The 12,330-nt window shown below is 50.9% G+C and carries 9 protein-coding genes; 6 read left to right on the forward strand and 3 right to left on the reverse strand.

The features are described from left to right. The first annotated feature begins 283 nt into the window (after positions 1-283). The 3 genes from FIU95_RS03160 to FIU95_RS03170 all read left to right on the forward strand — a co-directional run bounded on the left by FIU95_RS03160 (position 284) and on the right by FIU95_RS03170 (position 5,724). Complete coding sequence (locus FIU95_RS03160; RefSeq protein WP_152451409.1) at positions 284-1,480, forward strand: efflux RND transporter periplasmic adaptor subunit; 1,197 nt, start codon at positions 284-286, stop codon at positions 1,478-1,480. Between the two features lie 2 nt (positions 1,481-1,482). Continuing rightward, positions 1,483-4,635 (forward strand): efflux RND transporter permease subunit, encoded by a 3,153-nt coding sequence (locus FIU95_RS03165; RefSeq protein WP_152451410.1) that lies wholly within the window; start codon positions 1,483-1,485, stop codon positions 4,633-4,635. Positions 4,636-4,785: 150 nt separating this feature from the next. Further along, positions 4,786-5,724 (forward strand): phosphoribulokinase, encoded by a 939-nt coding sequence (locus FIU95_RS03170; protein ID WP_216646298.1) that lies wholly within the window; start codon positions 4,786-4,788, stop codon positions 5,722-5,724. 70 nt (positions 5,725-5,794) lie between these two features. Here FIU95_RS03170 and FIU95_RS03175 read toward each other — a convergent pair whose 3' ends face one another. Beyond that, complete coding sequence (locus FIU95_RS03175) at positions 5,795-6,688, reverse strand: hypothetical protein (protein ID WP_152451412.1); 894 nt, start codon at positions 6,686-6,688, stop codon at positions 5,795-5,797. 1,685 nt (positions 6,689-8,373) lie between these two features. Continuing rightward, positions 8,374-8,778, reverse strand: coding sequence for a hypothetical protein (locus FIU95_RS03180; protein ID WP_152451414.1), 405 nt, complete (start codon positions 8,776-8,778; stop codon positions 8,374-8,376). Positions 8,779-8,937: 159 nt separating this feature from the next. Between FIU95_RS03180 and FIU95_RS03185 the strand changes: the two genes are divergently transcribed. Further along, positions 8,938-9,390 carry a methylglyoxal synthase gene (locus tag FIU95_RS03185; RefSeq protein ID WP_152451416.1) on the forward strand — a complete coding sequence of 151 codons (453 nt, stop codon included), beginning with the start codon at positions 8,938-8,940 and terminating at the stop codon, positions 9,388-9,390. A 185-nt stretch (positions 9,391-9,575) separates the two neighbouring features. Then, positions 9,576-9,998, forward strand: a complete 423-nt coding sequence (locus FIU95_RS03190; RefSeq protein ID WP_152451418.1) for a biopolymer transporter ExbD — start codon at positions 9,576-9,578, stop codon at positions 9,996-9,998. A gap of 132 nt (positions 9,999-10,130) precedes the next feature. On the opposite strand, the gene FIU95_RS03195 is transcribed toward FIU95_RS03190, so the two are convergent. Next, a complete protein-coding gene (locus FIU95_RS03195; RefSeq protein ID WP_152451420.1) occupies positions 10,131-10,913 on the reverse strand; it encodes a tryptophan 2,3-dioxygenase in 783 nt (260 codons plus the stop codon). A gap of 128 nt (positions 10,914-11,041) precedes the next feature. Here FIU95_RS03195 and FIU95_RS03200 point away from each other — a divergent pair, with 128 nt between their 5' ends. Then, positions 11,042-12,289, forward strand: coding sequence for a Zn-dependent hydrolase (locus tag FIU95_RS03200; RefSeq protein ID WP_152451422.1), 1,248 nt, complete (start codon positions 11,042-11,044; stop codon positions 12,287-12,289). Positions 12,290-12,330: the final 41 nt, after the last annotated feature.

The following is a 12,330-nucleotide window of genomic DNA, read 5'->3' on the forward strand; positions in this document are numbered from 1 at the left end:
TTCTTTTAAAATGATGCGGCCAGTGTCTCCTGTGGATTTGTCTGGCCGGTCTCTCTCTGCTGCTTAGTACATATTTTTCCGGCGCTGCCCGCGAAGTGTTCCCCCCTTCTTATACTCATTGTGCTCAGACATCTGCTGATGTCGCCGGCCCCGCAGCTATGTCACCTGATCTATTTCTCTGAGATTTCAATTTAGGAATATGGCTGGGCTGTGTAAAATTTGGTCTACTCAAATCACTGCGCCAGCGGCGGCAGTTTTATTTGTGCCTGACAGGTTTCTATTTATGAGTGCACTGGTATCCATCTGGTCTAACCGAAATTATCGAATCGCCCTGCTCGTTACCCTGCTGGCCCTTGCCTGGCTGTTCAGTGGAGTTTTATTGCCTGAGAAGGAGGGCGACGACGTTAGCCCTGCTGAAGAGGTTGGAGTTGTGCCCGAGATGGCCATACGGGTTCAGGCTCAGCGAATTGAGGCTCAGTCCTACGCTACACGGGTGTTGGTCAATGGTCATACCGAAGCGAATCGCAGCGTGCGCCTGCGGGCAGAGCTAGATGGCGTTATTTCCCGACTGCCTGTAGCTGAGGGAAGCCAAGTGCGGCAAGGCGAGGTGATTTGTGAAATTGAAGCGGAAGATCGCCTGGAAAAACTGGCCCTGGCCGAAGCCGCGTTAAATAAAGCGCGGCTGGATTATGCCGGCGCCGAGCGCTTGAAAAATAAGGGCCTGCAGTCTGATACGGCTATGGCTCAACAGAGCGTTGCCCTGGCACAGGCGCAGGCGGATTTCACTTCGGCCAAGGTGATGGTGGATAACCTGAAAGTTCGCGCGCCTTTTGCTGGTGTGGTCAATAAGCGCGCGGTAGAGCTGGGGGATTTTATTCGCCGGGGAGAGGAGTGTGCGACTCTGCTGGATTTGGATCCGATTCTGGTGGTTGGCGAGGTCTCCGAGAATCAAGTGGGCAATCTGGTTCCCGCGGGCCCGGCTAGCGCAGAATTACAGCGCGGTATCCCGGTTAAGGGCAAGTTGCGTTATATCAGCCAGCAGGCCCAAGAGGTGACCCGCGCTTACCGGGTTGAGGTGGCGGTGAATAATCCCGGTAACCTGCTGCGCGGAGGTTTGAGTGGTCGCCTGGCTCTGCCCACCGGTGAAATTCTGGCACACCATATTAATTCCTCGCTACTGACACTGGATGACAGCGGCACATTGGGCGTGCGTGTTCTCGATGAAAACAATCGGGTAGATTTTATCAACGTTACCTTGGTGGGCGATGGGGATGGGGGTGTTTGGGTCAGCGGTTTGCCGGACCCGGTTACTCTGATTACCGTCGGTCAGGAGTATGTGAGCCAGGGCGATATTGTTCGGGTCGATATGCACCCGGCAGAACCCGCACTGAATGCGCAATCCCCATCTGTGGATATTGATCCTGAAGTGATGCCCGCCTCAAAGGGGCTGCCCGCACAGGAAGATCAGGAAGGTAACTAGCGATGAAATTATTAGAGAGCGCGATTGAGCGTAATCGCAGCGCTATTTGCCTGATGCTGTTGATTGTCCTTGTGGGGCTGGTGGCCCGCGGCGCTATGACAATTGAGTCTAGCCCTGAAGTAAACCCTCCATTTGTGGTAGTGCAGGTGACCCATGAGGGGATTTCTCCCGAAGATGGTGTGCGTCTGCTAGTCCGCCCCCTGGAGCAGGAAATTCGTGCTGTCGAAGGCGTTGTCGAGGTGATTGCGGTCGCCCGCGAGTCTCTGGCCTATATCGTGGTGGAATTCGACTCCGCAATTGATGTGGATGATGCAGTGGATGATATCCGCAATGCGGTGGAGCGTGCTCGTGCAAAACTGCCCAGGGATGCGGAGGAACCCACCGTCGAGGAGGCATCGGCACAACCCTTCCCCACAATTGTGGTTACCCTCTCCGGGGAAAAAGTCAGTGAGCGGGTACTGCTCAGCAGTGCCCAGCTGCTCAAGCGCAAAATAGAAAATATCAGCGATGTCTTGAGTGCAGATCTACACGGCAATCGCGAAGAGGTGGTCGAGGCAACAATCGACCCGGTGCGTCTGGAACACTACCAAGTGACCAGCGCGGAACTGATTAATGCGGTACTGGGTAATAACCTGCTGATTCCCGCAGGGGAACTGGATACGGATCGCGGACGTTTTTCTGTCAAGGTTCCTGGCCTTATTGAGAGCGCACAGGATGTCTATGAAATCCCACTAAAGAACTCTGCGGATGGTGTGGTTACCCTCGGTGATGTCACCGATATTCGTCGCACCTTTAAGGACGCTGTGAGTTATACCAGTATCAATGGTCGGCCAGGACTCGCTATTAATGTAGAGAAACGCAACGACGCCAGCTCCGTTAATGTGGCCGACCGGGTCAGATCGGTGGTGCAAGAGGAGTTGGGAGCATTGCCCCAGGGCGTAAAAGTCGAGTTTGTTTTTGACCAGTCCAACTTTGCGCGGGATATGGTCAGCGAGATGCAGGGCAATATTCTTACCGCGATGCTGCTGGTGATGATTATTGTGGTGGCCGCCTTGGGGTTCCGCTCAGGCATTTTGGTGGGCCTGGGGGTGCCGTTCTCTTTACTGTTTGGCTCTATCGTCACATGGTATCTGGGTTATTCCTTTAATTTTATGGTGATGTTCGGCATGTTGCTGGCTCTCGGCATGCTGATCGATGGCTCCATTGTTATTACCGAGTTTGCCGATCGCAAAATGGCTGAAGGTATGAGCGCACGAAACGCTTATATCGCTTCGGTCAGCCGTATGTTTTGGCCGGTAGTGGCCTCCACCGCAACCACGCTCGCCGCTTTCCTACCGATTATGCTTTGGCCGGGGGTAGTCGGAGAGTTCATGCGCTACCTGCCGGTCACCGTCTTTGCGGTATTAGCAGGGTCGCTGCTCTACGCACTGTTTTTTGCTCCGGTGCTGGGTGCTTTGTTTGGCAAAAGTAATTTGGCCAGTTCCACGCGCAATTATTTAAAGCAGCTAGAAGAGGGACAGCCCGCGCATTTGCCGGGAATTACTGGTTTCTATGCCCGCTTCTTGGCTTTTGTTCTGCGCCGCCCGGCAATGGCCTTCGCCACTACGATTGTTCTCTTGGTTTCTATTTTTATCGCTTTTGGCCGTTTCGGCGCCGGGGTCGAATTTTTCACCGAGACCGAGGAGCAGTACGGCAACGTTGAGATCCGGGCTCAGGGCAACCTCTCCATGGCGGAGAAGAAAGTATTGGTTGCCCAGGTGGAAAAAGCAGTGCTTAGCATTCCCGAAGTACGGATTGCACATACGACGATCGGCTCCGGTGGGATTTCAGGCAACTCCGATCGCGCACCGGACCAGATTGCCAATATGTTGGTGGAACTATTGCCTGCCGAAGAACGCGAGCGGCGCAGCCGGGATATTTTCGAAGATATCCGTGTGCGTACAGCGGATTTTGCCGGGATCAAAGTTACGGCCAATGTAATGGAAGGGGGCCCGCCAGTCGGCAAGGATATTGTGCTGGAGTTACGTGGGCAGGATTACGAAAAATTGTTAGCGGAAACCTGGCGTTTGCACCGGGCGATGGAGGATGACTTCGGTGGTTTACGGGATATTGTGAATACCGCACCACTGCCGGGTATCCAGTGGGAGGTGCGGGTAGACCGTGCCAAGGCTTCCCTGTATGGAGCTGATTTAACTGAGGTGGGGCGAGCGGTTCAGTTGGTGACCAACGGTGTACGCGTGGCGGAGTACCGCCCCGATGACACCGATGAAGAAGTAGATATCCGCATTCGTTATCCACAGAGTGCTCGCGGTATTGCCGCCCTGGATCAACTAAAAGTAAATACTCCGCGCGGTACAGTGCCAATCAGCAGTTTTGTACAGACGGTGGCCATGCCGAAGGTGGACAAGATTGAAAGGATTGATGGTATTACCCGCATGCAGGTAAAAGCCGATGCCCAGGAGGGCGTATTACCGGATGACAAGGTGAAAGAAATCCGGGCCTGGCTTGAGCAGAATCCTGTAGATCCCAGTGTGGAGTTACTCTTTCGCGGTGCGGATGAAGAGCAGAATGAGTCATTCCAGTTTTTAGGTGTGGCTTTTCTGCTTTCACTGTTTTTGATGTTTATCCTGCTAGTAACCCAGTTCAACAGCTTTTATCAGTCGTTGTTGATTTTGTCTTCAGTGATTATGTCGACGTTAGGGGTGATGTTGGGATTGTTACTTAGCCAGAGCACCTTCAGTGTCATCATGACTGGGGTAGGGATCGTTGCTCTCGCAGGGATTGTGGTTAACAACAATATTGTATTGATCGATACCTATAACTTTGTGCGTAAGAGTGAGCCTGGACTTAGCCCCGCAGAAGCGGCTCTCAAGGCTTCCACACAAAGGTTGCGTCCGGTATTTCTCACTACTGCGACTACGATTCTCGGTTTGTTGCCGTTAGCGCTTGGGGTGAGCGTCGATATGGTGGGAAGAAACGTTGTGGTGGATGGTGTTATTGCTTCCTTTTGGGTCAAGTTGGCTAGTGCCATCGTCTATGGACTGTCTTTCTCCACACTGCTGACGTTACTGGTGACTCCGGTGTTGCTGGTTTTGCCAGGGCATTTACGTGATAAATTTTCCAGGAAAAAGGTCGCTAGTCCTCAGTTGAGCTAGGCTAGCTCTTGGTTAGACTATTTTTGTGATCACGACTTACGGGGGCTAATGCCCCCGTTTCTTTATTGTGATTAAAGGTTTTGACTGATAGTTGGGGCAAAAGCCGGAGAAAATATTGGGAAACAGTTAGAGCAGAAGTTAGGAACAGAAATGCTTACACACTGGCCGGAAGAGCTTACCAAGCTTAGCCGCAAGTTAGCCGGGGAAAGCTTGAGAGAAGAAATTGACAGTTTTATTCAGCAGCATCGGCTTCCCTCGGATTTCTTCCGGGAGATTGAGGCCTATTACCTACCATTGGCATTGTGGCTGGTTCAGCGACACCGTGAAGGGCAAACCTTGGTTGTGGGGATCAGTGGTGGCCAGGGCACTGGTAAGTCAACGTTGTCGGATTTTATTTGCCAGGTTCTAACGAGGCTGGGACTCAACAGCTGTACTTTCTCGATGGATGATATTTACCTGACCCGCTCACAGCGTTATCAGCTCTCACAAGAGGTTCACCCGCTCCTGTGCACCCGCGGTGTACCGGGTACTCACGATGTTCAATTGGGAATAGAAACTCTGGATGCCCTTCGTAGCGCTCAGGAGCAATCCAAAATACCCCTGCCGCGTTTTGATAAATCCAAAGATGATAGGGTTCCTCGCTCTGGGTGGCCGGTACATAAGGGTAGGGTGGATATTGTCTTATTTGAGGGTTGGTGCCTTGGCGCTAGGGCATCGGAAACCCCACCGCAGCCTATTAACGCACTGGAAAGGACCGATGATGCTTCCGGCCTCTGGAGAAACTTTATCAATCAGCAGCTGCAAGGGTCTTATATGGAGCTGTTTAAGCGCGTAGACACTATGGTGATGCTGTGTGCGCCGGGAATGGAGTCAATAGCTGTGTGGCGTAAACTGCAGGAACAAAGATTGCGTGAGCGCACTGGCGTGGGTATGCAAGATTCTGAGTTGGATCGCTTTATTGAGCACTACGAGCGGATAACAAGAAATCTTATTAGTGACATGCCCAACTGGGCTGATTGTGTTTTGTTTTTGGGAGAGGACCACTGTATACGAGAGGTCAGGCTTGCTACTGAGAACGAAAAGAGCTGAAGTGCAGACCCCGGAATTGCCGGGGTCTATTCAGTTGGAGCCGTAGCCCCAACTGAATCGGCTAAGTGACTTACTTAGCCTTGGGTGGGCGACCGCGACCACGCTTTACAGGAGCAGCTTCAGTTGCAGCTGGGGTTGCGGCGTCAACTTTTTTGGGGCGCCCTGGCTTTTTCTTGGCTGCTTCGCTTTTGGCCGGGCGACCGGGCTTCTTTTTCGCAGTTTCTGCCTTTGGCGGGCGGCCGCGACCGCGTTTTACAGGAGCAGCTTCAGTTGTTGCTGCTTCGGTTTCAGTTTTCTTTGGACGGCCAGGCTTTTTCTTGGCGGCTTCGCTTTTGGCTGGACGACCGGGCTTTTTAGCTTCTTCGGTTTTCTTGGGGCGACCTGGCTTTTTCTTCGGCTCTTCAGTGCTAGCGGCCTTGGGCGGACGGCCAGGCTTTTTCTTAGCGGCATCAGCTTTGGCTGGGCGGCCGGGCTTTTTCTTTGCAGCAGTTGTTTTCTTGGCAGCAGCTGCAGCTTTTTTGGCTTCTGCAGCGGCCTTCTTCTTCTCTTCAGCAGCCAGCTTCTTGGCAATCGCGGCTTCTTCTTTAGCGACAACTTTGGCTACTTTAGCGGCAAGCTTGTTTGCCGCTTTGATGCTGGCCAGTTCTTCTTTCGCATTTGCAGCAGCAGTTTTGGCCTCTGCAGCGGCTGTTTTAGCTGCTGCGGCAGCATCGCGAGCTTTCTTCAGCTGGTTTTGTTGTGCTGGAGTTTTCTTCTTGGCGCGAACAGCGGCAACTTTTTCTTGAGTAGCTTTCGCTTTCTCTGCGGCTTTCTTGGCACTGTTTGCCAACTTTTCCACTTGAGCAGTCAGGTCCTTCTCTTGTTTGAGACGGGCGCTTTCCAGTTTGGTGGTAAGAGAGCGCAGTTCTGCTTCCAATTGTGCAATATCGCCAGTGGCGACTGCGGGTGCTTTTTTAGTAGCCATTTAAATTTCCCTGCAAAAGTATTGTTTTGTTAAATGGGGGCATTCCTATCAATTATTCTCAGCCATCTTCACAGTGATTTGCACTGCCGAAGACGTCTGTTTTCGGCAGAAAACAATTGATAGTGAGTCCCCCCAAGAGAGCGGCGCTAATTGCAGCTTATTTGTATACCTAAATGCAAGTGTTTTATAAGGAATTTTGCTATTTCCTATAAAAAAATTGGATTTTTTTTATATATTTTCAACTTCAGGGCCTAAAAGGAGAGTTTTCAGAGGTGAATGAGTAAAATTTACATAGCCGGGGATGGTTTTGTTTTTCTTTCAAAGCATTAAGCAAAATGAGTAACCGCAAGTGAATAGTTGAGTAATTTCCTATGGATTGTCGGCGGCTTCCGTTTTTTGCTAAGGAGATAAAACCTATATGTATTTGGAGGTCTGACGCGACTCAAACTCTGGCTAGAGAAGTTGTGTATAGGTGGAGTATCTGGTTAACAAAACTTAACGGACTGTAATCGGTGAATTCTTAGTATCTGCTGTCTGTAACAGAGGATCTTTACCGGCTTGTTCAGGGTGGAGAGTTCCCATCCTAGAGTTGTTGAATAAAAACGCTCGATACTCGGTTTGCTAATTGGCCCTGCAGTTAAAGAAACACTGAGTCATCTCATGAAACTTGTGCTTCCCTGATTAGGTCACAGGCCATGTGTGGCTTAGTAGAGGTATCCAGTTCCTGTAAGAAACCCTATGAAGGGGCATGGCTCCCTGTGGAAACTTGCATAGATGGGCCTTGAGAGTAGCTGTGATTACAGTACTGCTTTCGCCGGCGGCTAATATATACAGTGATCCACACTTTACCTTTAAAGCCTAAAAGCTCACTAGAAGAGGGGAATCGCTATTTAGGTATCAGGAAAGAATGCACTGCACTCGAGGCGCGCTGTGAATATATCCTTGTGAGCTCGTAATCGGTATCCATGCCTCATAGGGTGCCGAGCGCAATGTGTTCCTTCCCCTTTTTAGTTTTAGGCGCTTTCCTGAATGTACACACCCACCTTTGATTATTGATATAGCCTTTGTGTTGATAGGGATATTGCCTGGATTGAGTTCGATATCTACGAAGAATTTTCCCATTGGTGTCAGCAGTCGATTTGCTTTTGCCAGAGATTCGAGGAGGGATTTTTGTGAAATAAGCGCGACCAGTATCACCTTTTCATGGCTGGAGTTAACTGGGCCACGAATGCAATAGCAAAAAGTTAGTGGGTATTCGCTGAGCTATAAGATTTCAAAGATTTTGAAATTTGTAACTTGCTGAATAGGCATATTGAAAGGGAATTCTTTGTTATCTAGTGACAGTTTATCTCCTTCTTAACCCTGTCTTGCCCGTTAAAGACCCTTGACTTAATAATGGTAAAGGCGGGCTCCCCAATTGGGCTTCGCAATGTTCTTTCCTGAAAACAACTTTAACCTTGCCCAGGCAATACTTAGTTAGCCTGTTATTGTCTTGAAATGGACTTTGTCAGTGACAGGGATCACGGGATAAAGGCTGGAATGTTTAAAGGTTTCTGAACTGTATTAGAGAGGCCGGGTGATTCTTTTTTAAGGCGTCGATCACTATGTAGAGAGGACTAGGTGATAGAGGATAGCTTAGTGGCTCTATCACCGTGTCAGAAAGAATGGCTATTGTCTTAAATCGGTTATAGCGGTCCGTAGGGTAGGTAGCGGTTATTGGAGTGTTGGCGAATCCAGAGCAGTTGCTCTTTTTGCAGTGGAGCTTTGCGTTTGCGTAACTCTTTTGCCAGAGGAATCACAGCGGACTCTGCTCCCGCATCCCATCCAGTCAATTCCATTTCTGCGAGAGTAAAGAAGCGTATGAGCTGCCACAGCTGCTCGTTATTCCAATGTTGGCTTTCCTCTAACCATTGTTGAGCAGGCAGGCGAATAAGCTGTGATGCTCTTAGGTCTTCCTCATTTAGTTTATCGCTCAGGCTGTTATCAGAGATGGCAACACTGATAAGCCTCTGCAATTGATCCCGGTCGAATTCCCAATGGTTTTCTTCTTGCTGGCCACTCACCTGTGGCTCCCAGGCTCCTACGCTCATATTCTCTCCTTATTTAGGTACGAGGTTTTGAATATTATACCGGGGTGAACCTATTTCTGTTGAAAGCAATTCCCTAATACACCGTTGGATCGGGCAGGAAGAGAACAACTTCCGTGTGGTTGGGATAATATAGAAGCGTTATATTTTGTTGAGGTCCTCATGGAATTTATCTCTAAGGCGCTACCTGCCAGTAAACGCATTGCTCTGGTTGCCCATGACAATCGCAAGGGGGCTATGATTCAGTGGTGCCTTCGACACCGCTCTCTACTGGAAAGGCACAGCCTTCTGGCTACTGGCACAACGGGCGGAAAGATAGAGGAAGCTACTGGCCTTGAAGTGGAGAAGCTCCTGAGCGGCCCCTTGGGTGGCGATCAGCAATTGGGAGCCCGCATCAGTGAGGGGGTAGTAGACCTGCTGGTCTTCTTCTGGGACCCCTTTGAGCCCATGCCCCATGATCCAGACGTAAAGGCACTGCTGCGGATTGCGGCGGCCTGGAATATTCCTGTGGCCTGTAACTCGAGTAGTGCCGATATGATCATCCAATCGGCCCTGATGGACTGTGAATTTGACCGCGAAGTACCCGATTACCAGCGTTATCTGGAGCAGCGCTAGTCGGATTTTTCGATCAAAAATTGACCTTATCGCTTGGGTGTTCTCTGTAACTCATTGATTTGTAATAGTTATTTCCTTGGGTTATAGGTTGTACTTGCAATGCCAGGCGATTCGCGGCAATCTTGCCCACCAGATGAGACCGGTTAAACCGGCACCCTTGGTATTTGATAACAGCACGGTGTTTTATGAGTAGACGACGCGGAAAGGCCGTAGAAGAAGAAAAGGCGGATATCGACCTGACGCCCATGCTGGACGTAGTGTTCATCATGCTGATCTTCTTTATCGTAACGGCGTCCTTTGTAAAAGAGAAAGCGTTGGACGTAAATGTGCCTGATCCGAATCAGACCCAGGACAATCCGCCTGATCCAGACAAGCAAAATATCCTGCTGGTTGTGAACGCCAACGATGAAATCACTTTAGGTGGTAGCCGCATCGATAGCCGCGCTGTTCGCGCTCGTATCGCGCAGCTGTATGCCGAGAATCCTCAAGCCATTGTGATTGTACGTGCGCACAACAAATCCAGTGCTGACACCTATGTACAGATCGCAGATGCTGCCAAGGAAGTGAGCCCGGGAATCCAGGTATCTCTGGTGCCCTTCGAGAAGTAATTCAGCGAGAAGTCAGTCTGCTTCTGCAGAAGAGTAAAAAGCCAGCAAGTTGCTGGCTTTTTTTATGCCCGTCTCTATTTGTTGAAAGTCAAAAAACGAGTCTTTCAACAGGGAATGTGTAGCCTTTGACCGTTAGAGTTCAGCGCGAATGGCCCAGAGATCGGGAAATACCACTTTGAACAGAGTGTTCTTCAGGTACCCAACACCGCTGGATCCCCCCGTGCCCATCTTACTGCCAATGGTCCGTTCTACCATCTTTACATGTCGGTAGCGCCATTGTTGTAAAGATGAGTCGATATCGACCAGGGCCTCGCAGATTTCACTCAGTAGGGGGTCACTGCGATAGATATCGATGAGAACTTTTTGTATTGCGGGAGACGGTTCGGCAACTTGGCGAAAGTCCCGGTTTAATTCTTGTGCAGGTACCGGGAGACCCTCGTGAACCAGGAATCTCAGGAATGCATCCCATAAGGTCGGAGCTTCCAACCGCTTCATCAGGCGCTGGTAGTGGTCCGAGCCGGGCTCATAATTCTCCAGTTTTTTTGGATCTTTGGACCCGTAGAGGAATTCCAGCTCGCGGAACTGAAACGACTGAAAACCACTGGCGGTTGATAGGCGGTCGCGGAATGATAAGAACTCCAATGGTGTCAGGGTCTCGAGGATATCCACCTGTTGGATCAGCGTGCGATAGATCTTATCTACACGTTTTAGGGTGTGTAGCGCGCGGTTGCGTTCGCCGTTATTGAAGAGCCGTACCAGAAAGTCCAGTTCATGTAACATCTGCTTAAACCACAGCTCGTAGCTCTGGTGTATCACAATAAATAGAAGTTCATCGTGTTCAGGGCCATCGGAAAGAGGCTTCTGGCACTCAAGCAGCTCGTCAATTTTCAGGTATGAGCTATAGGTGAGAGTCATTTGGGCGTATTCCTGGTCGAGTTTTGATCAGCGGCGAAATAATGCTCTCTTTAATCTGCCCGTATCAAAACATAAGTTTTGGCAAAGCGATTAGTATGATCCTCAATATTAGGCCCGGAGTTCATTGAATGGAAAACCCCGCACAACAAATGCGTATCGACGGCGCGCGTCTATGGCAAAGCCTTATGCAAATGGCTGAAATCGGTGCAACCCCAGCTGGTGGTTGTAACCGGCAGGCACTGACCGATGAGGATCGCAAAGGACGCGACCTGTTCGTACGCTGGTGCCGGGAAATCGGCTGTGAAATTCGTGTGGATCGCATGGGTAATATCTTTGCCCGGCGCCTTGGCACCGACAACAACCTGCCCGCGGTCATTACAGGGTCACACCTGGATACCCAGCCCACCGGTGGAAAGTTTGATGGTGTGTACGGTGTATTGGCCGGTCTCGAAGTGTTGCGCACCCTTGAGGAGCGCGGGGTTCGAACCAAGGCTCCCCTCGAGGTGGTGGTCTGGACTAATGAAGAAGGGGCTCGTTTCTCCCCCGCTATGGTGGGATCTGGAGTTTGGGCTGGAGAATTCAGCCTCGATTATGGCCACAGCCGCATGGATAAGTCCGGGGTTACAATTGGCCAGGAACTGGAGCGCATCGGATACCTGGGACCTGAACCTGCCCAACCGACACCGATTAAGGCCGCCTTTGAGGCACATATTGAGCAAGGGCCAATTTTAGAAAAGCAGGATCAGGTGATTGGTGTCGTCACCGGGGTGCAGGGGATTCGTTGGTACGATGTCACCTTCTTTGGAACTCCCTGTCACGCGGGACCCACCCCAATGGAAGATCGCCGCGATCCTGTGCAGGCCATGGCATGGCTGTGTGAGAAGCTTTATGGAGAAGTGAGGGCTTACTCTATAGATGCCAGAATTACCTGTGGCGATTTGCGTGCAGCGCCAGGCAGCCGCAACACAGTGCCGGAAAAAGTCGTCCTTGCACTGGATTTACGTCATCCGACACCGGAAGGGTTAGAGCACTTGCACCGTACCCTCTATCGGGTAGCTGAGCAGGCTCAGGAAGCCAGTGGTGTCGCCATTGATGTACGCGACGAGTGGTACTCACCGCCTGTGGCATTCGACAAAGGCTGCGTCGAGGCGGTAGATAGTGCAGTGCAGAACTTGGGTTACAGTCATCGCAAGATGGTTTCTGGAGCTGGGCACGACTCGGTCTACGTTTCCCGGGTTGCACCCGTGTCAATGATTTTCGTGCCCTGTGCCGGGGGGCTTTCACACAATGAGGCGGAGTCGGCTGAACCGGGACACCTAGAAGCCGGCTGTAACGTCCTGTTACATGCCATGTTAAACAGCGCCGAAGTGGGCTGATAATCCCTGCTAATCAATATGAAATAAGTATGCCTGGCGAG

Origin of the sequence: Microbulbifer sp. THAF38 (genome assembly GCF_009363535.1) — a bacterium.
GTDB lineage: Bacteria > Pseudomonadota > Gammaproteobacteria > Pseudomonadales > Cellvibrionaceae > Microbulbifer.